Genomic DNA, 18988 nt, shown 5'->3' with positions numbered 1-18988 from the left:
GGCTCGGGCCGGCAACACCGCCGACCCCCGGGGTGTAACTTACACGCGCTCGAACACGGCTGCAATGCCCTGCCCACCGCCGATACACATGGTCACCAGCGCATAACGGCCGCCGACGCGCTGCAACTCATGCAGCGCCTTGACCGTGATGAGCGCACCGGTGGCGCCGATCGGGTGACCCAGCGAAATGCCGGAACCATTCGGGTTCACCTTGGCCGGATCGAAGCCGAGATCGCGCGTGACGGCGCATGCCTGCGCCGCAAACGCCTCGTTGGCTTCCACCACGTCGATGTCATCCACCTTGAGACCAGCACGCTCCAGCGCCATGCGCGACGCCGGCACGGGGCCGATGCCCATGTAATTCGGATCGACACCGGCGTGGGCGTAGCTCACCAGCCGTGCCAGCGGCTTGGCGCCGCGACGCTCGGCTTGCGCACGCTCCATCAGGATGAGAGCCGCGGCGGCATCATTCAGCCCGGAAGCATTACCGGCGGTGACCGTACCGTCTTTCTCGAACACGGGGCGCAGCTTCGCCATGTCTTCCATGCTCAAGCCCGCGCGCACGTGCTCGTCGGTCGTGAATGAGATATCGCCCTGCTTCGACTTGATCGCGATCGGCACGATCTGATCGTTGAAATAGCCGGCCGCCATCGCGTGCGCGGCACGCCGATGCGACTCGACTGCCAGACGGTCCTGATCGTCGCGCGTGATACCCCACTTCTTCGCGATGTTCTCGGCCGTCACGCCCATGTGGATGTCGGCAAACGGGTCGTGAAGCGCGCCAAGCATCATGTCGACGAGACGCGATTCGCCCATGCGCGTACCCCAGCGGGCACCCGGCATGACGTACGGCGCGCGGCTCATGCTCTCGGCGCCGCCCGCCATCGCTATGTCGGTGTCACCCAGCAGGATCGACTGCGCCGCGGAGACCACCGCTTGCAGACCTGAGCCGCACAGGCGATTCACGGTCATCGCGGGCGCGTGCTGGCTCACCCCTGCCTCGATGGACGCCACGCGCGCCAGATACATGTCTTTCGGCTCGGTATGGATGACGTTGCCGAACACGACCTGGCCGACCTCCTCGCCGCCGACGTTCGCACGGGCCATGGCCTCGCGGGCGACAATGGCGCCAAGTTGCGTTGGCGCGAAATCCTTCAGGCTGCCGCCAAAATCACCAATGGCAGTGCGCACACCGCTGACGATCACGACCTCTCGTTGCATGTCTCTTCTCCTAGTGGATATAGGTTCGCAACGAGTATAGCGCTATGGGGGTTACCGCGATGGCAGGGTCTGTGGAGGGAAACTTCGATGAGATGGCTTGTTCAGAGGGCGGCGCGGTCGTGCGCCGCCCGTCGCTCGCTAGGACTGCGGGAAGCCGGGGCAACGGTTGTGCCCCGTGGAGTCATGCGTTGACGGGGCTCAGCCTTCAGCCCGCCAGTTGCCGGAGCACCTGCTCCGCACGGGGCACCGGTGCAACCGCACCGTATCCGGTCGTCGACAATGCGGCGCACACATTGGCGTAGCGCGCCGCCGTAAACGGATCGTCGCCCAGCGCCAGACGGGCCACGAACGCGCCGCCAAAGCAGTCGCCCGCCCCGGTGGCGTCAATCGCCTGCACCGGGTACGGTGCGACGATACGACGTTCCTCCGGCGTGGCGACGTAGCACCCCTCGCGGCCCAGCTTGAGCGCCACGACCTTCACCCCATGGGAGAGAAGCTCGTCGAGGATGGCGTCGCGATCTTCCAGTCCGGTGATCGCCGTCACGTCGTCCCAGCTCGGCAGGCAAACATCGGTCAGACTGAACGCTTCGCGCATCGTGGCGCGAGCGCGGGCCAACGGCCACAGTTTCAGACGCAGATTGGTATCGAACGACACGTTGCCGCCAGCAGCGCGGATCTTCGACATGGCGTCGAAGGCGGCATCGCAGGCGCTCACACTGATCGCCAGACTGATGCCGGACAAATGCAGAAACGATGCCCCCGCCAACGCCTCGCACGGCAGGTCCTGCGCGCGATAACGGCTGGCAGCGGAACCCGCGCGCAAGTAATCGAAATGGTGCCCGCCCTCGTCGTGCGACACGAAATAGACCCCGGTCGGCGCCTGCGCATCAACGCGAACGTAACGCGTATCGACCTCTTCCTCACGCCACAGATCGAGCAGCATCCGGCCGAAGAGATCATCGCCAACCGCGCTCACGAAACCCGTGCTCACCCCTTGACGACGCGCCGCGATGACAAAATTGGACGTATCGCCGCCGAAGCCCTGCAAGTACTGACGGGCATCGTCGGGCGACTGATTGAATTCCACCATGGCTTCTCCCATGGCGAGCACTTGCGGAATGGACGAACCCACTTGCATCATCAGACCACCTCACCCCACAGGTCGTGGCCGTCGGCGCCGGTCACGGTCACATTCACGAACTCGCCGACCTTCAGGCGCTTGGCCGATTTCGGCGTGGGTTCGATGTACACAAGGCCGTCGATTTCCGGGGCGTCGGCCGCCGAACGGGCGACGCCGCCGTCCTGATTGATCTCGTCGACAATGACCTGAATCGTGGTGCCGACTTTGCGTTGCTGGCGCTCCGCCGAAATCTCCTCGGCCACTTCCATGAAGCGCGCGCGACGTTCTTCGCGAACTTCGTCGGGCAACGCACCCGGCAGTTCGTTGGCCTTCGCGCCCTCGACCGGCGAATAGGCAAAGCAACCCACGCGGTCCAGCTCGGCCTCGCGCAGGAAGTCCAGCAGATACTCGAATTCGGCTTCGGTCTCGCCCGGGAACCCGGCAATGAACGTGCTGCGAATCGTCAGGTCCGGGCACAGCTTGCGCCACGCCTGAATGCGCTCGAGATTCTTCTCGCCCGAGGCGGGACGCTTCATGCGCTTGAGCACGTCCGGATGCGCGTGCTGCAGCGGCACGTCGAGATACGGAAGGATATGGCCCTGAGCCATCAGTGGAATGATTTCGTCAACGTGCGGGTACGGATACACGTAATGCAAACGCACCCACGCGCCGTATTGCTTGGCCAGTTCGCCCAGCGCCGTCACCAGTTCGGTCATGCGTGTCTTGAGGGGACGGCCCGCCCAGAAACCGGTGCGGTACTTCACATCGACGCCATACGCGCTGGTGTCCTGCGAGATCACCAGCAACTCCTTCACGCCGGCCTTGAAGAGGTTCTCGGCCTCGAGCATCACTTCGGCGACGGGGCGCGAATCGAGATCGCCGCGCATCGACGGGATGATGCAGAACGTGCAGCGATGATTGCAGCCTTCGGAGATTTTCAGATACGCGTAGTGACGCGGCGTGAGCTTGATCCCGGCCGGCGGCACGAGATCGGAGAAAGGATCGTGCGGCTTGGGCAGGTGCAGGTGCACCGCGCTCATCACTTCACCCACGGCGTGGGGACCGGTCACGGCCAGCACCTTCGGGTGCACAGCGCTCACGATGTCCTGACCCGCAGCGTCCTTCTTCGCGCCCAGACAACCGGTGACGATCACCTTGCCGTTCTCGGCGAGCGCCTCACCGATGGCGTCGAGGCTTTCCTGCACGGCGTCGTCGATGAAGCCGCAGGTATTGACCACCACGAGGTCTGCGCCGTCATAGGTGCCGGAGATGGCGTAACCTTCGGCGCGCAACTGGGTCAGGATCTGCTCGGAGTCGACCAAAGCCTTGGGGCAGCCGAGCGAAACGAAGCCGACTTTGGGGGTGCCGGCGGGCAATGGGCGGGACATGGGGCGAAATCCTGATCTAGAAAATACGTGTGACGATCGAGCGGCGAAACACCGGAGAAGCCTCGGCCATTCCGTCTGCGTCACGCGCAATGCCAACGCAATGCCCAGGAACGCGAAAAACCGCTTGCCGCCGAAACCGCCGCAAGACCTAACCTGCGGCGAAGAACCGCGTATTTTACCTTGTTCGCCAGCGGCGCGTTCCAACTATCGTTGCGATGTGCCCTCGTGCCACATCGCAACGTCGCCAAACCGGTCAGGGCTTCTTGCTCGGGTCATTGCCCGGTGCGCCGGGTGCACCCGGCGTTCCGGGGAACGGGAACGTGCTGAACATGTTCTTCGCCTGGCTCTGCATCTGCTCCTGCATCTGCACGAACAGGTTCTTCGACTGCTCGATGTAGTTGGTCATCATGCCCTGCATCATCGGCGCCTGCATGTTCATGAATTGCGCCCAGACGTCCGGGTTGAAGGCGGCGCCTTCATAGATGCCCTTCGACTGATCGGCCAGCTTGTTCTGAATTTCGATGAACGTCTGGATGTTCTTCTCGAGATACGTGCCCATCATCCCTTGCAGCGCATGGCCATAGAAGCGGATGATCTGAGACAGCATGGCGCTCGAGAACATCGGCACGCCGCCGGTCTCTTCTTCCAGAATGATCTGCAGCAGAATGCTGCGGGTCAGGTCCTCGCCCGTCTTGGCGTCGACGACCTTGAACTCCTCGGTCTCAAGCACCAATTGCTTCACATCGGCAAGGGTGATGTACGTACTGGTTTGGGTATCGTACAGACGCCGGTTCGGATACTTTTTGATCAGGCGTTCGTCAGTCTTCTTGCTCGCGGTCATGCGGTGGGTTTCCTGCATTTATGAAGGACTTCCCCGACCGACGGTCGGGGTTAGTCACATATTATCGATTCTAGGACGTTTGCTGCTATGCGGCAAAGCCCTAACCCGCAACGGGGCGCGTTGCTCACCTCGGCCCTTGCCAGCGCCCGCCCCACTACCGCTCACCCCATGTGCAGGCCGCCGTTCAGCGAGAAGTCTGCGCCCGTCGAAAAGCCCGAATCGTCCGATGCCAGCCACGCTACGATGGAGCCGATCTCGCCCGGCTCGCCCAGGCGCCTGACCGGAATCGTCGCAATGATCTTGTCGAGCACGTCCTGACGAATCGAGCGCACCATGTCGGTTCCGATATAACCCGGCGATACGGTGTTGACCGTCACGCCTTTGGTCGCCACTTCCTGCGCCAGCGCCATCGTGAAGCCGTGAATACCGGCCTTCGCCGTAGAGTAGTTCGTCTGACCGAACTGTCCCTTCTGTCCGTTGACCGACGAAATGTTGATGATGCGGCCCCAGCCGCGCTCGCACATTCCTTCGATCACCTGCTTGGTGACGTTGAACAGGCTCGTCAGGTTGGTATCGATGACGGCATCCCAATCCTCGCGCGTCATCTTGCGGAAAACGATATCGCGCGTGATACCGGCGTTGTTCACCAGCACGTCGACTTCGCCGACTTCGGCTTTCACCTTGTCGAACGCGGCCTTGGTCGAGTCCCAATCGCCGACGTTACCTTCGGACGCGATGAAATCGAAGCCCAACGCCTTTTGATCTTCCAGCCACTTCACGCGGCGCGGCGAATTCGGACCGCACCCTGCCACGACCCGGAAGCCATCCTTGTACAGCCGCTGGCAAATGGACGTACCAATACCGCCCATCCCGCCTGTCACATATGCAATGCGTTGAGTCATGGAACGCTTCCCCCTAAATAACGGCATATCTGTCGCCTGTTGCGACTGCCGATTGACCGACGCACAGGCCACGCGTTCCCGCGCGCCCCTTTCGTCTCCTGACTACCCCGGCATGAACCCGTGCGCGTTGCACGCACGGGCGATGCCGATTCGATTCTTTTGCGCTGCGGTTCGGCCGCGCGTCAGACGCGCTCAACGGCCAGTGCCACGCCCATGCCGCCGCCGATACACAGCGAGGCCAGACCGCGACGGGCGTCGCGACGCGCCATTTCATGCAGCAGCGTCACGAGAATACGGCAACCCGACGCCCCGATCGGGTGACCGATGGCGATCGCACCACCATTCACGTTGATCTTCGAGGTGTCCCAGCCCATCTGCTTGTTCACGGCCAGTGCCTGTGCCGCGAACGCTTCGTTGATTTCCATCAGATCCAGATCGCTCGCCTTCCAGCCTGCACGTGCCAGGCAACGCTGCGAAGCCGGTACCGGACCGATACCCATCACCGACGGATCGACACCCGCGTTCGCGTAAGCCACGATGCGTGCGAGCGGCGTAAGCCCCAATTGCTCGGCACGCTTGGCCGACATCACAACCACAGCAGCAGCGCCGTCGTTGATACCCGAGGCGTTTGCCGCTGTCACCGTGCCGTCCTTCGCAAATGCAGGCTTCAGGCCGGCAAGCGACTCGGCCGTCACGCCATGGCGCACGAATTCGTCGGTCTTGAAAACGACCGGATCGCCCTTGCGTTGCGGAATCGTGACCGGCACGATTTCGGCGTCGAAACGCCCGGCCTTCTGGGCCGCTTCCGCCTTGTTTTGCGACGCCGCAGCAAAGGCATCCTGCATTTCGCGGGTAATGCCGTACTCCTTGGCGACGTTCTCGGCCGTAATGCCCATATGGTATTGGTTGTACACGTCCCACAGGCCGTCGACGATCATCGTGTCGATCAGCTTGGCGTCGCCCATGCGGAAGCCGTCGCGTGAGCCCGGCAGCACATGCGGCGCGGCGCTCATGTTCTCCTGCCCACCGGCCACGACGATGTCGGCGTCGCCCGTCGCGATCGCGTTGGCGGCGAGCATCACGGCCTTCAGACCCGAGCCGCACACCTTGTTGATGGTCATGGCCGGCACCATGGCGGGCAACCCCGCCTTGATCGATGCCTGACGCGCCACGTTCTGACCCGAGCCTGCCGTCAGCACCTGGCCCATGATGACTTCGCTGATGTCCTCGCCCTTGAGCTTCGCGCGCTTGAGAACCTCATCGATCACGATGGCCCCCAGATCCGGCGCTGCCACCTTGGCAATCGAACCCCCAAATTTACCGACTGCGGTGCGCGCAGCCGACACAATCACGATATCCGTCATGTCTCTTTCCTCGCTTTCAAATGAGTCGAACCAGGGGGATGCCCTTGAATTGCCGCTCGCTCACGCCTTGGTCTTGACGTAGCGGCCAGGCGCCGGTTCGATGGGTGCATAAGCAACATTACCATACGCTTTTGGCGGTTTGACGCGTTTTCCTGCGTAGCCTGCCAGCCACTCGCTCCAGTCGCTCCACCAACTGCCGGGGTGCTCCGTCGCGCCGGCAAGCCAGTCGCTTGAGTCGACACCGACGTCGTCGTTGCGCCAGTAGCTGCGCTTCTTCTTCACCGGCGGATTGACCACGCCGGCAATGTGACCTGACGCGCCCAGCACGAAGCGGCGTTCACCGCCCAGCAGCGGCAACGACCGGAACGCGGAGGTCCACGGCACGATGTGATCTTCGCGCGAACCGAACACATAGGCCGGGGCATCGATCGTCCCCAGATCCACAGGCACGCCGCACGTCTGCACCACGCCAGGCCGCTTCAGTTCGTTCTGCAAATAAAGATGACGCAGATACCAGCAGAACATCGGCCCCGGCAGGTTGGTGCCGTCGCCGTTCCAGTACAGCAGGTCGAACGGCTGGGGCGCATTGCCCTTCAGGTAGCTGTCGACCACATAATTCCAGACCAGATCGTTCGGACGCAGGAACGAGAACGTATTCGCCAATTCCACGCCGCGCATGAGGCCCGGCGGTTGACCCAGCACGCCCCCGATCGTCTGCTCGCGGAACTGCACATGCGGCTCGTCAACGAAGACGTCCAGCACGCCGGTATCGGAAAAATCGAGCAGCGTCGTCAGCAAGGTCACGCTCGCCACCGGCGACTTGCCGCCCTTTTGTCCCTTCGCCGCCAACACGGCGAGTGCAGCGGCGAGCAATGTCCCGCCGACGCAGAAACCGAGCGCGTTGATCTGCGGCTGTCCGCCGATTTCGCGAACGACGTTGATCGCTGCTATCGGCCCTTCGCCGACGTAGTCGTCCCACGTCTTGTGTGCGAGCGACGCGTCGGGGTTACGCCACGACACGACGAACACTGTATGCCCCTGCTCCACCGCATAGCGGATCAGCGAGTTCTCGGGTTGCAGATCGAGGATGTAGTACTTGTTGATACACGGCGGCACGACGAGCAACGGGCGCTGGTGCACCGTTGGCGTCAGCGGCTTGTACTGAATGAGCTGGATCAGGTCGTTCTCGAAGACCACGGCGCCTTCGGTCGTCGCCACGTTGCGACCGACTTCGAATGCCGCCTCGTCGGTCTGCGACACCTTGCCCTTGCCCATGTCGGCAAGCAGATGCTGCATGCCGGCCAGCAGGCTGTCGCCGTGCGTTTGCACGAGACGCTGCTGCGCATCTGGATTCGTCGCAATGAAGTTGGCCGGCGAACTGGCCGCCACCCATTGCTCGACCGCAAAGCGAATCCGTTCGCGCGTCTTGGCATCCGCGTCGACCAGATCGGCCATGCGCATCAGGAAGCGCCCGTTGAGCAGATAGAGCGCTGCGGGCAACGCGTAAAACGGGTTACGCCAGCCATCCCCGGCAAAACGCCGGTCACCTAACGCAGGCGCCGTGTCCAGACCGGGTTGATTGAAGCTCGCGACAAGTTCGGAAAATTCACGCGCGTATTCCGTCTGAAGTGTGTTCAGACGTGTCGGATCGACGTGCAGCGACGTCGGTGGCGGAAGGCTGCCCGCCTTGTTGAAAAGCTCGAAGAGTCCCGCGAACGGATTCGCGGCACTCGCTGCCCCATTGGCAGCGGAGAGCGACGGGCCGGCAGCTCCCGGCAAAGCCCCGAACAGTTGTTGCGCGGCCTTGAACCACTGCGACATGTCCTGAGCGGAGAGCGAAGCGGAGGGAAACTGCTGGGCAAACGAGGCGGCAAACGAGGCCGGATCGAAGTTGGCACTGGCGCGATTCATGATAGCCTGAGTGTCACGTCCATTGCGTTCACGGGCCGGCGCCCGAAACGCGGCAGCGTGCTTCGCTTTATGAGCGATGCGCCCCGCCTGTGAAACATTCTTGCGTGCGCGCGCAGGTGTGTCAATGCTTGCGGCGAACGTCCAGAGCGCATTGTCCCGTCGCCTCACCTTTTTTTGAATGCGCGTTTGTCCCGATGTTTATCGTCATTCTCGGCTGGCTCTATGTCATCGCGATGGTTGCCATCACGACGCCCTCCGCCTGGGTGGGACTCGCCATCTTTCTGGTGGGCGGGCTGGGCCCCGCGTTGCTAGGGTTGTACGTCGCGGGAAGTCGTGCACGACGCGCCCGCAAGATGCGACCCGATGACGCAGCGGCGCAAACGGCATCCCCTCCAGATCGCGGGCCCGCCCACACACACGACCGCGTTGAGTGAGCCTCGCTCAAGCGTGCATGAACAGCGTCACGCCGTGCGCCAGACCAGCGCAGCCATGCGCCCCGTCGTTCGATCACGCCGATACGAATAGAAACGCGCCGGATCGGCGACCGTGCACCACTGCCCGCCTGACACGCTTGTCACACCTTCGCGAGCAAGCCGCAAACGAGCAAGCGCACACAAATCCGCGAGCGACTTCCTCATGTCGGCTGCCCCATGCGCAACGAATGCGGCTTTCGTCGCGTCTCTTTCTTCCGGCGTCGCCGCGACGAGAAACGCCTCGCGTACTTCCGGACCAACCTCGAACGCCTGTGGGCCGATGCAAGGACCGAGCCACGCCATGACCTGCGCATCGGCCCCGCCTTGCGGCAAGCGGGCACGCAACGCCTGCACGGTTTGCTCGATCACCCCCGCACAAAGCCCGCGCCAACCGGCATGTGCAGCGCCTACCGCACGCCCCTGCGCATCGCATAGCAACACCGGCAGGCAATCCGCCACCATGACTGTGCTCGCCAGCGCTGCCGCGTTCGTGACGCTGGCGTCGGCCTGCAGAGGATCGCCAGCATCCGCCGCTTCGAGGGCCGCTTGTGCATCGACCACGCGAGGACCGTGAACCTGCGCCACCCACGCCGACGGCACGCCCGTGCGCTGCACGAGCAACGCACGATTAGTGCGTACTGCGACAGGATCGTCGTCTGCCTTGTCACCGAGATTGAACGTGGCTTGCGGCCCTTGGCTCACGCCACCGGCTCGCGTCGTAAACACGGCGCGAACATTCTCAGGGGCGGGCCAGTCGGGGACGATCCAGTCCGCAGGCATCGAGTCTTGCTCAGGCAGGGAAGAAGTCATCGAGCGAGTCGGGAAGCGTTGAGAAATCGAATTCGAGTCCGATCGCGGCTATGAGGTCGCGCATATCGTCAGGCAGCGGGGCTTGCCAGTGCATGGGACGGCCGTCGTCGGGATGGAGCAACCCCAATCGCCAGGCGTGCAACGCCTGACGTGCGAAATCGCCCGGCAACGCCGGGCGCTTGTGACGGGGTTTGTATAGTGGGTCGCCCAGCAACGAATGCCCCAGATGCGAGAGATGGACGCGAATCTGATGCGTACGCCCCGTATCCAGCGAGCAAAGGACCAAAGACACCGGGGAACCGTCCCATTCAGCGCTGGCGACGGTCACAACACGCGTACGCGCCGGTTTACCGCCTTGCCCCGGCACCACGGCCATGCGAGTGCGCTCGCGCGGGTCGCGGCCAATGGGGGCATCCACGACGGTGCGTTGCGGCGGGCGCCCCCACACCAGCGCGGCGTAGTGCCGCTTGACCGTACGTGCCTGCAACTGGCGAACCAGATCGGTCTGCGCAATCAGCGTGCGGGCCACGACCATCAGGCCCGACGTCTCCTTGTCCAGCCGATGAACGATGCCCGCGCGCGGCAAATCGGCAGCCGCCTGGCCATAGCGATGCAGCAGGCCGTTGAGCAATGTCCCGGACCAGTTGCCCGCCGCCGGATGCACGACCAGACCCGCAGGCTTATTGAAGACGGCAAGCGTCGCGTCCTCATAAATGGCGTCGAGCGGCACGGGCTCCGGCGCGAACGCGAGTTGTTCGGGCAACGCTGCCGGTGTGATGAGGACAGCCTCGCCGCCCGCCACTTTCTGGCGGACTTTTGCCATCTCGCCGTCAAGCGTGACGCGGCCGTCTTCAACCCACGCCTGCAAACGACTACGGGAATATTCAGGAAAACACTGCGCGAGCGCTTTGTCGAGGCGCTCTCCAGCCAGTGCATCGGGAAGCGTGACGCTGAGCGGCGCATTGACACCAGCACCGTCGTCCGACAATGCGGAACCGGCCAGCAAAGCCCCGGAAAGCGGGCCATGGGTAGGACTCGGGAGAGCCTCCGGAAGCAAGTCGAGGTCGTCGTCAGACGAATCCTCTGCATTTTCCGTGGCGAATGAGGCGGTTACGCTATAATCCGGCAGAATTGAACGGGTCATCGAGAAGTGAAGCTAACGAGCATGCAAGCCCTGAAACTTGTCAAACATCTGACGCTGGCCGCCTTCGTGGTCGGCGGCGTGGCCGCCTGCGGCATTCTGCCGGAGAAAGTCGACGAAACGGCCGGCTGGTCGACGAACAAATTATACTCGGAAGCCAAGGACAGCTTTGATAGCGGCGACTACACCAAGGCCGCCAAGTATTACGAGTTGCTTGAAGGGCGCGACCCGTTCGGCCCGCACGCGCAGCAAGCGCAGATCAATACGGCCTACTCCTATTACAAGGACAATGAGCCGGCGCAGGCCCTCGCTGCTGTCGACCGCTTCATCCGGTTGCATCCGGACAGCCCGTCGATCGATTATGCCTATTACCTCAAGGGCCTGATCAACTTCAATGACGACCTGGGTCTGTTCGGCCGCTTCTCGGGCCAGGATCTCAGCGAACGTGATCCGAAGGCACTGCGCGCGGCATACGACAGCTTCAAGTATCTGGTTGAGCACTACCCGAGCAGCAAGTACGCGAACGACGCCGCCCTGCGCATGCGCTATGCCGTCAACGCCATGGCCGCTCACGAAGTGCACGCCGCCGAGTACTACTATCGTCGTGGCGCCTACCTCGCTGCCGTCAACCGCGCACAAACCGCGTTGCAGGACTACGATCAGGCGCCCGCGCTGGAAGACGCACTGGGCATCATGATCAAGTCGTACGACAAACTCGGCATGACCGAACTGCGTGACGATGCTCGCCGCGTGATGGAAAAGACCTATCCGAAAAGCGGCTATCTGACCGTTGGCCGTCGCATCGACGGCGACGGCAGCGACAAGAAGTCCTGGTGGCAGATCTGGCGTTAAACCGCTGCCTCAGTTCGATTGCCTCACCGGAAAGCCCTCGCTCGCGAGGGCTTTTTGTTTCCGCTCAGTGTTCCACTGCCACCGAAGCCGTCATCGCATGTGCGTGAAGGCTTCCTACCTGGAGATGGTTTCGTGACTGCTTCCCCCGCCTCCCGCAAGACGTTGCTCGCCCTGCGCCACGTGCATTTCGAAGATCTCGGCACGCTCGCGCCGTACTTCACCGAACGGGGCTACACCATTGCCTACGTGGACGCACCGCTCGCCGATCTGCGTTCGATCGATGTTCTCGCTCCCGACCTGGTGGTTGTGCTGGGCGGACCGATCGGCGCCTTCGATGAAGCGACACACCCGTTTGTCGCAGATGAACTGGCGTTGGTGAAAGCGCGCCTGGGTGCTGGCGCACCGATCCTCGGCATCTGTCTCGGTGCGCAACTGATGGCGCGCGCGATGGGCGCGAAGGTGTATCCGCTCGGCGTGAAGGAGATCGGTTATGCCCCGTTGACGCTTACCGAGGCCGGGCAGACGTCCCCGTTGGCGGCACTGGGCGATGCCAGCGTGCTTCATTGGCACGGTGACCAGTTCGACATCCCGGCCGGTGCCGAGCATCTGGCGCGCACTGCGATTGGGGAGAATCAAGCTTTCGCTTCAGGCACGCATGCCTTGGGGCTGCAATTCCATCTGGAAGCCGACGCCGCGCGCATCGAAGCCTGGTTGGTGGGGCATGCTTGCGAATTGGGTGCCGCGAAGATCGATCCGGTCGCGTTGCGCGCTCAGGCACGCGAGCACCATGCTCGATTGTCCAAAGTGGCCCCGGCGGTCATTGGGCGCTGGCTGGATGCAATGCCGGCCTGACGCAGGTCCGTAGCGCGTCGCGCGTAGTCGTGAGGGCCAGACGCCCCCGTCTGGTCGCTGTCTCTGGGCGTGAGCGCATCAACTGTCCGCGTCGGCGGCAATCTCATCGAAGAAACCGCGCACGATGGGCAGTTCACGGGTGCGCTTGAACGGCGGCAGGCTCTGCCAGATCCGTCGCCCATAAGGCTTATCGACCAGACGCGGATCGCAGATCATCAGCACGCCGCGATCCCCCTCCGAGCGGATCAAGCGCCCGGCGCCCTGTTTGAGCGTGATGACCGCCTGCGGCAACTGATGCACGGCAAACGGGCTAAGCCCCTTCTTCGTGAGCGCGTCGAGCCGCGCAGCCAACACCGGATCGTCCGGCGGCGCGAACGGCAACTTGTCGATGATGACGAGCGACAACGCCTCACCACGCACGTCCACCCCTTCCCAGAAACTCTGACTGCCGATGAGCACGGCATTGCCAAGCGCGCGGAAACGGTCGAGCAACTCGGTACGGCTCGCCTCGCCCTGTACGAGCAATGGATAAGGCCAGCCACGACGGTCGAATTCCTCGCGCAAACGCTCAGCCGCCCGGTTCACCGCGCGCAATGTCGTGCACAGGACGAAGGCCCGCCCGCCGCTCACTTCCAGCACTGGCAAGGCCGCGTCGAGCACAGCGTCGGTGAATCCCGGCGAGGACGGCTGCGGCAATCCGCGCGGCACGTACAGCAAACTCTGGTTCGGGTAATCGAACGGGCTGGCGAGCGAGAGCGACTTGCCGGCATCAAGGCCCAATTGCGCCGCGTAGTGCATGAAGTTGCCCTTCACCGACAACGTGGCCGACGTGAATATCCAGGCTCTTGGCGCACCGGCGCGTTGTTTTGCGAAGATTGGTGCAATCGACAGCGGGGTCTGATGCAACTGCACCGCCTGCGAAAACACCTCAATCCAGCGCACGGTCTCCGGCGGCGTGTATGTCTTTTCCGCCCCGCCTTCGCCTGCCGACTTGTCCTGCGCCGCCTTGGCTTCGGCGGCAAGCCGCGCAGCTTCCGCCTCGCGGGCCTTGGCGGCCTTCTCGCGCTTGCCGTCGGTGACGCGCGGCACGTCCGGGTCCAGCAACGGCAACGGCTGCTCGCCGGGCACGGGCGGCGTCGCCCCCGTCTGCCAACGCTCCAGTTGCTGATCCAACTCCAGCGCACGCCGCAAGCACGTCGCCAGCGCCTCGGCGCGTTCGGACTGATGTTGGAGCGTCTCGATCATGTCCAGCAACGCGACATCCACACCGTCGAGTGCACCGAACAACTCGTGATCGTCCGCCAATTGCGCCACGGACATGCGCGTATTGTCTTGCCCGAACGTCAGTCGCACGTCGCGCGCCGCCCGCTCGAGATTCGCACCGAGCTTGACCCAATCGGCCGCATCGCGCGCATGAATCAGCCCTTCCGCCACGCAATCGCGCGCCAGTTCGAGCATCTGCCCCGTCGACACGGTCTCGCCGAAAAAGAGCGTGGCCGTCTCGGGCAACTGGTGCGCTTCGTCGAAGATCACCGTGTTCGCGCTCGGCAGCAGTTCGGCCATGCCGGTGTCGCGCAGCATCACGTCTGCAAAGAAAAGATGATGATTGACCACAACGAGGTCCGCCTGCTGCGCTTCCTTGCGCGCCTGCATCACGAAGCAATCTTTGTAACGCGGACACTCCTGACCAAGGCAGTTATCGCGGGTGGACGTGACTTGCGCCCAGATCGGCGCATTCTCGGGCACCGACGCCAACTCCGCCTTGTCGCCGCTGTGCGTGACTTGCGCAAACGTCACGATCTCACGCAATTGCGCCGCCTCGTGGCGCGAAGCAAAGCGCCCTTCCTGCTGGGCGCGCTCCAGGTAGTAATGGCAGAGATAGTTCGCGCGGCCCTTGAGCATGGCCACCGTCACCGGCACGGCGAGCGCCTTGCGCACCGTGGGAATGTCGCGCGCGAAGATCTGATCCTGCAAATGCTTGGTGCCGGTCGAGATGATTGTCTTGCCGCCCCACAACATGGCGGGCACGAGATAGGCGTAGGTCTTGCCTGTGCCCGTTCCCGCCTCGGCGATCAGCGTGTCGTGCGTGTCCATGGCCGCCGCCACGGCGCGCGCCATCTCGGTCTGCGGCTCGCGCGAGCGATAGCCGTCGATCGCGCGAGCGAGCATCCCGCCATCGCCGAAGATTTCCTGTAACTCGCGCTCGCGTTTTGCGGCAAGCGGCTTGAGTCCGTGGAAAGTGGGCGCGTCGGGGCTTTGGGAGATATCGGGAGAATCGCTGGATGCGGCGGCGGAATCGGTCAAAACGGCAAGAAAGCTCAAGGGCGCCGCAGATCCCACCAACAGGATTCACGACACCGGCAATGGAAAGAAACTGCGCGAACGTCCGGGTGAATGTCGCGAACGTCGCGCGGGGTACCCGCTCAGGCGGGTTGGTCCGGCATTTGCTGCACTTGCAGCAGGGTAATCGTGTCCTTGATTTTCAGACGGCGCTTCTTGAGCCGGGTGACCTGAAGTTCGTCGTACATGGGCTCCGTCAGCAATTTGTCGATCAGAAAGTCCAGATCCCGGTGCTCGATCTGCAACTCGATGATGCGACGCCCAATGGAGTGAAGATCGTGCTGCATCGTGGCAACTCTCCTGCAACTCTCAAATGTTCCGGTTCCTGCGGAAGGTGTGACGGACACAAACGCAGCAATCGCAGGCCGCGCGGCGCACAGCGCCGCCGGCCCGGCCATCGTTCATTGTCCCTGCAACGCCTTTTTCGCCGGCGAGTCGCCCGATTGCGATTCGTTGCGGCGCTCGTCGGACTTCTTCTGGCGCTCGATGGCGTCCTGCTGCTTCTGGTTGTACTTGCGCACGTTCTCTTCGCGCTCAGCCGCCTTTTTCGCCGCCGTTGCCTTCGCCTCGTCGAGCTTTTGTTGCTGCCCGGCCTGCTTGGCATTGTACTGTTCAGCGTTAGCCGCACGCTGCGGGGCCTCGCCCGTTCGCTCGGTCACACGCTGCTGATACTCGGCCTGCTTGGTCTCGTAATCCGAGACATTCTTTGCGCGTTCTGCGGCGCGTTGCGGCGCTTCAGCCGCCGTCTGTGCACGTTTTTCCGCCAGACGCTCGTCGCGCTCCTGCGCACGCGCACGGCGCTCCTGATCTTCGAGCACCAGCCGCTGGCTGCGAACGGCCTTCAACTCGTCGCGCTGCTTGTCGCGAGCGTTATCGATGCAGTAGTTCACAAAGAACTTCGTCGCGCAGTCGTACTTCGCTTGCTCGAAGCGATAGTCGATCCAGGCGCGCTGACGATCGAGCAGGGCATGGCGACCGGCGAAGTCGTCATCGGCAGGATGCTGATCGAGCTGGTCGTCGTAGGCAACGGGTTGATCGTCCTCGGCGGCTGCGGCGGCACTGGCTTTGCTGGCCGGCGACGGCGTGCGATCGGCCGTGGCGTCGAACGGGACATGCGGCACCCGGAGCTGTTCGGTCGTGCGGCCGGCAGCCTCGGCAGCCGAGAGCCCTTGTGCGAACGACGCACCGGGCATGACGGCCACCGCTGTCATGACGCCGAACGCCCCAACCGCGCACAGCGACACACGCGCGTGATGGCGTGGATACAGGCACGAAAACAATTTTTCGAAGGAAATCATGAAGTTGAGCAGAGTGATGCCAAATTTTAGCATTGCCTGCCCGGACGCGCCCGCGGTTTATGGCAAAATGCCCCGCTCCTGGCACTTGGGTAACTCGCAACACTCATGACGCAAAACGTAGCCCTTCAGATCGTTCAACGCATCGCCGACGAACTTAGCGTGCAGCCGCGTCAGGTCGCCGCCGCCGTGCAACTGCTGGATGAAGGCGCCACCGTGCCCTTCATCGCTCGCTACCGCAAGGAAGTGACCGACAACCTCGATGACACGCAGTTGCGCACGCTGGAAGAGCGCCTGCTTTATCTTCGCGAGTTGGAAGAGCGCCGTGCGGCGATCCTGTCAAGCATCGAAGAGCAAGGCAAGCTGACCGACGAACTGTGTACCGCCATCAAGGCGGCCGACACGAAGCAGACGCTCGAAGACCTTTATCTGCCCTACAAGCCGAAGCGCCGCACCCGCGCGCAAATCGCCCGCGAAGCCGGTCTCGACCCGCTCGCGCAGGCGTTGCTCGCCGATCCGACGCTCGACCCGCAAACCGAAGCCGCCAAGTTTGTCGACGCCGAAAAAGGTGTGGCGGACATCAAGGCCGCGCTCGATGGCGCTCGCGACATCCTGTCCGAACAGTTCGGCGAAACGGCCGACTTGCTCGGCAAGCTGCGCGATTACCTGTGGAATCAGGGTGTCGTGTCGTCGAAGGTCGTCGAAGGCAAGGAAAGCGAGGAAGGCGAGAAATTCCGCGATTATTACGACTACGCCGAGCCGATCGCTGCGGTGCCGTCACACCGTGCGCTCGCCCTCTTCCGCGGCCGTAACCTTGGCATTCTGATGGTCAAGCTGGGCCTGGGCGAGGAACTCGACGCCCAGATCCCGCATCCGTGCGAAGGCGTGATCGCCGGGCACTTCGGCATTCGCCAGCAGAACCGCACGGCCGACAAGTGGCTGGCGGACGTTTGCCGCTGGTGCTGGCGCGTGAAGGTGCAGCCGCATCTGGAATCGGAACTGCTCACGCAGATGCGCGAAAGTGCCGAGAACGAAGCTATTCGCGTGTTTGCGCGCAACCTCAAGGCGCTGCTGCTCGCAGCTCCCGCCGGCCCGAAGGGCGTGATCGGCCTGGACCCCGGCTTGCGCACCGGCGTGAAGGTGGCCGTGGTCGACCCCACGGGCAAGCTGCTGGGCACCGACACCATCTACCCGCACGAGCCGCGGCGCGACTGGGACGGCTCGCTCGCCCGACTCTCGAAGATCGCCGCCGCCACCGGCGCGGAACTCGTGAGTATCGGTAACGGCACGGCCTCACGCGAGACCGACAAGCTCGCGCTCGAGCTGATCAAGCGTCACCCCGAACTCAAGCTCCAGAAGATCGTGGTCTCCGAGGCAGGCGCCTCGGTGTATTCGGCCTCCGAATTCGCGGCGAAGGAATTCCCCGAACTCGACGTGTCGCTGCGCGGCGCAGTGTCAATCGCCCGCCGCCTGCAAGACCCGCTGGCCGAACTCGTCAAGATCGAGCCAAAGGCGATCGGCGTGGGCCAGTATCAGCACGATGTGAACCAGCGTGAGCTGGCGCGCATGCTCGATGCCGTGGTCGAGGATTGCGTGAACGCCGTGGGCGTGGACGTCAACACGGCCTCGGCGCCGCTGCTCGCCCGGGTCTCGGGTCTGAACAGCACACTCGCGAAGAACATTGTTGACTTCCGCGACAGCAATGGTCCGTTCCCGAACCGCGAGTCCCTCAAGAAGGTGCCGCGTCTTGGCGACAAGACTTTCGAGCAAGCCGCCGGCTTCCTGCGCGTGAACGGCGGAGACAACCCGCTCGATCGCTCGTCGGTCCACCCGGAAGCGTATCCGGTCGTCGAACGTATTCTGGACAAGATCAAGAAGACCATCGGCGACGTCATGGGCAACGGCTCGGTCGTGCGCAGCGTCTCGGCGAGCGAATTCGTCGACGAACGCTTCGGCCTGCCGACCGTCAAGGACATCCTGACCGAACTCGAGAAGCCGGGCCGCGATCCGCGACCGGAATTCAAGACGGCGACGTTCCAGGAAGGCGTCGAGAAGCTGAGCGACCTGAAGCCGGGCATGCAACTCGAAGGCGTGGTGACAAACGTGGCCGCGTTTGGCGCGTTCATCGACATCGGTGTACATCAGGACGGTCTGGTGCACGTCTCGGCCATGTCGACGAAATTCATCAAAGACCCGCACGAAGTCGTGAAGGCCGGCGACATCGTGAAGGTGAAGGTGCTCGAAGTCGATCCGCGCCGTCAGCGTATCTCGCTCACCATGCGGCTGAACGACGATCTGCCGGTCGCCGGCGCCTCCGACCGTCCGGGCAGCGGCGGTGGCGGTGGTGGTGGTGGTGGTGGCGCGCGAAGCGGTAACGGCGGCGGCCATCGTGGCGGCGGTGGCGGCGGTCGTCAACGCGAACCGGAAACGGTGAGCGCCATGGCAGCCGCGTTCGCCAAGCTCAAGCGGTAGGCACAG

General features: G+C 63.4%; 16 protein-coding genes. 4 read left to right on the top strand and 12 right to left on the bottom strand.

All coding sequences use genetic code 11. From position 1 onward, the window contains the following. Positions 1–39: 39 nt before the first annotated feature. The 7 genes from bktB to phaC all read right to left on the bottom strand — a co-directional run bounded on the left by bktB (position 40) and on the right by phaC (position 8747). Positions 40–1221, bottom strand: a complete 1182-nt coding sequence (gene bktB, locus PHO31112_RS17330; protein WP_150621601.1) for a beta-ketothiolase BktB — start codon at positions 1219–1221, stop codon at positions 40–42. Positions 1222–1426: 205 nt separating this feature from the next. Then, positions 1427–2362, bottom strand: coding sequence for a sugar kinase (locus PHO31112_RS17325; protein WP_425495213.1), 936 nt, complete (start codon positions 2360–2362; stop codon positions 1427–1429). Further along, the gene (gene rimO, locus PHO31112_RS17320) at positions 2362–3729 is read right to left on the bottom strand and encodes a 30S ribosomal protein S12 methylthiotransferase RimO (protein ID WP_150621600.1); all 1368 of its coding nucleotides are present in this window, start codon (positions 3727–3729) and stop codon (positions 2362–2364) included. Before rimO ends, PHO31112_RS17325 begins: the two co-directional genes overlap by 1 nt. A 253-nt stretch (positions 3730–3982) precedes the next feature. After that, the gene (gene phaR, locus PHO31112_RS17315; RefSeq protein ID WP_150621599.1) at positions 3983–4570 is read right to left on the bottom strand and encodes a polyhydroxyalkanoate synthesis repressor PhaR; all 588 of its coding nucleotides are present in this window, start codon (positions 4568–4570) and stop codon (positions 3983–3985) included. A 161-nt stretch (positions 4571–4731) separates the two neighbouring features. Beyond that, positions 4732–5472: a 3-ketoacyl-ACP reductase gene (locus PHO31112_RS17310; RefSeq protein ID WP_150583815.1), complete on the bottom strand. Its 741-nt coding sequence runs from the start codon at positions 5470–5472 to the stop codon at positions 4732–4734. A 182-nt stretch (positions 5473–5654) separates the two neighbouring features. After that, on the bottom strand, positions 5655–6836 hold the full coding sequence (locus PHO31112_RS17305; protein ID WP_150621598.1) for an acetyl-CoA C-acetyltransferase: 1182 nt from the start codon (positions 6834–6836) through the stop codon (positions 5655–5657). 60 nt (positions 6837–6896) lie between these two features. Then, positions 6897–8747, bottom strand: a complete 1851-nt coding sequence (gene phaC, locus PHO31112_RS17300) for a class I poly(R)-hydroxyalkanoic acid synthase (RefSeq protein WP_425495212.1) — start codon at positions 8745–8747, stop codon at positions 6897–6899. A gap of 194 nt (positions 8748–8941) precedes the next feature. On the opposite strand from phaC, the gene PHO31112_RS17295 reads away from it, so the two are divergent. Then, positions 8942–9181 (top strand): hypothetical protein, encoded by a 240-nt coding sequence (locus PHO31112_RS17295; protein WP_150621596.1) that lies wholly within the window; start codon positions 8942–8944, stop codon positions 9179–9181. A gap of 27 nt (positions 9182–9208) precedes the next feature. On the opposite strand, the gene pgeF is transcribed toward PHO31112_RS17295, so the two are convergent. Both pgeF and PHO31112_RS17285 read right to left on the bottom strand, forming a co-directional pair. Then, positions 9209–10030, bottom strand: coding sequence for a peptidoglycan editing factor PgeF (pgeF, locus tag PHO31112_RS17290; RefSeq protein ID WP_425495211.1), 822 nt, complete (start codon positions 10028–10030; stop codon positions 9209–9211). Next, the gene (locus tag PHO31112_RS17285) at positions 10011–11174 is read right to left on the bottom strand and encodes an RluA family pseudouridine synthase (RefSeq protein WP_174995762.1); all 1164 of its coding nucleotides are present in this window, start codon (positions 11172–11174) and stop codon (positions 10011–10013) included. Before PHO31112_RS17285 ends, pgeF begins: the two co-directional genes overlap by 20 nt. Positions 11175–11195: 21 nt before the next feature. Here PHO31112_RS17285 and PHO31112_RS17280 point away from each other — a divergent pair, with 21 nt between their 5' ends. Together PHO31112_RS17280 and PHO31112_RS17275 are read left to right on the top strand one after the other, a co-directional pair. Further along, positions 11196–12023, top strand: a complete 828-nt coding sequence (locus tag PHO31112_RS17280) for an outer membrane protein assembly factor BamD (RefSeq protein WP_150621595.1) — start codon at positions 11196–11198, stop codon at positions 12021–12023. A 132-nt stretch (positions 12024–12155) separates the two neighbouring features. Further along, a complete protein-coding gene (locus tag PHO31112_RS17275) occupies positions 12156–12875 on the top strand; it encodes a glutamine amidotransferase (RefSeq protein WP_150621594.1) in 720 nt (239 codons plus the stop codon). A gap of 78 nt (positions 12876–12953) precedes the next feature. On the opposite strand, the gene PHO31112_RS17270 is transcribed toward PHO31112_RS17275, so the two are convergent. The 3 genes from PHO31112_RS17270 to PHO31112_RS17260 all read right to left on the bottom strand — a co-directional run bounded on the left by PHO31112_RS17270 (position 12954) and on the right by PHO31112_RS17260 (position 16513). Further along, positions 12954–15179, bottom strand: coding sequence for an ATP-dependent DNA helicase (locus tag PHO31112_RS17270; RefSeq protein ID WP_150621649.1), 2226 nt, complete (start codon positions 15177–15179; stop codon positions 12954–12956). Between the two features lie 119 nt (positions 15180–15298). Next, positions 15299–15502, bottom strand: a complete 204-nt coding sequence (locus PHO31112_RS17265; protein WP_150621593.1) for a YdcH family protein — start codon at positions 15500–15502, stop codon at positions 15299–15301. 114 nt (positions 15503–15616) lie between these two features. Continuing rightward, positions 15617–16513 carry a hypothetical protein gene (locus PHO31112_RS17260; RefSeq protein ID WP_150621592.1) on the bottom strand — a complete coding sequence of 299 codons (897 nt, stop codon included), beginning with the start codon at positions 16511–16513 and terminating at the stop codon, positions 15617–15619. Positions 16514–16618: 105 nt separating this feature from the next. Here PHO31112_RS17260 and PHO31112_RS17255 point away from each other — a divergent pair, with 105 nt between their 5' ends. Then, on the top strand, positions 16619–18982 hold the full coding sequence (locus tag PHO31112_RS17255) for a Tex family protein (RefSeq protein ID WP_150621591.1): 2364 nt from the start codon (positions 16619–16621) through the stop codon (positions 18980–18982). Positions 18983–18988: the final 6 nt, after the last annotated feature.

It is taken from the genome of Pandoraea horticolens, assembly GCF_902459555.1.
GTDB classification, from domain to species: Bacteria; Pseudomonadota; Gammaproteobacteria; order Burkholderiales; family Burkholderiaceae; genus Pandoraea; species Pandoraea horticolens.
Note: the sequence above shows the minus strand (reverse complement) of the source record. Positions and strands in the feature narration are given on the sequence as shown.

Excerpts from the sequence above, each read along its gene's own strand:
- bktB (WP_150621601.1), bottom strand. The coding sequence starts at position 1,221 with ATGCAACGAGAGGTCGTGATCGTCAGCGGTGTGCGCACTGCCATTGGT.
- PHO31112_RS17325 (WP_425495213.1), bottom strand. The coding sequence starts at position 2,362 with ATGATGCAAGTGGGTTCGTCCATTCCGCAAGTGCTCGCCATGGGAGAA.
- rimO (WP_150621600.1), bottom strand. The coding sequence starts at position 3,729 with ATGTCCCGCCCATTGCCCGCCGGCACCCCCAAAGTCGGCTTCGTTTCG.
- phaR (WP_150621599.1), bottom strand. The coding sequence starts at position 4,570 with ATGACCGCGAGCAAGAAGACTGACGAACGCCTGATCAAAAAGTATCCG.
- PHO31112_RS17310 (WP_150583815.1), bottom strand. The coding sequence starts at position 5,472 with ATGACTCAACGCATTGCATATGTGACAGGCGGGATGGGCGGTATTGGT.
- PHO31112_RS17305 (WP_150621598.1), bottom strand. The coding sequence starts at position 6,836 with ATGACGGATATCGTGATTGTGTCGGCTGCGCGCACCGCAGTCGGTAAA.
- phaC (WP_425495212.1), bottom strand. The coding sequence starts at position 8,747 with ATGAATCGCGCCAGTGCCAACTTCGATCCGGCCTCGTTTGCCGCCTCG.
- PHO31112_RS17295 (WP_150621596.1), top strand. The coding sequence starts at position 8,942 with ATGTTTATCGTCATTCTCGGCTGGCTCTATGTCATCGCGATGGTTGCC.
- pgeF (WP_425495211.1), bottom strand. The coding sequence starts at position 10,030 with ATGACTTCTTCCCTGCCTGAGCAAGACTCGATGCCTGCGGACTGGATC.
- PHO31112_RS17285 (WP_174995762.1), bottom strand. The coding sequence starts at position 11,174 with ATGACCCGTTCAATTCTGCCGGATTATAGCGTAACCGCCTCATTCGCC.
- PHO31112_RS17280 (WP_150621595.1), top strand. The coding sequence starts at position 11,196 with ATGCAAGCCCTGAAACTTGTCAAACATCTGACGCTGGCCGCCTTCGTG.
- PHO31112_RS17265 (WP_150621593.1), bottom strand. The coding sequence starts at position 15,502 with ATGCAGCACGATCTTCACTCCATTGGGCGTCGCATCATCGAGTTGCAG.
- PHO31112_RS17260 (WP_150621592.1), bottom strand. The coding sequence starts at position 16,513 with ATGATTTCCTTCGAAAAATTGTTTTCGTGCCTGTATCCACGCCATCAC.
- PHO31112_RS17255 (WP_150621591.1), top strand. The coding sequence starts at position 16,619 with ATGACGCAAAACGTAGCCCTTCAGATCGTTCAACGCATCGCCGACGAA.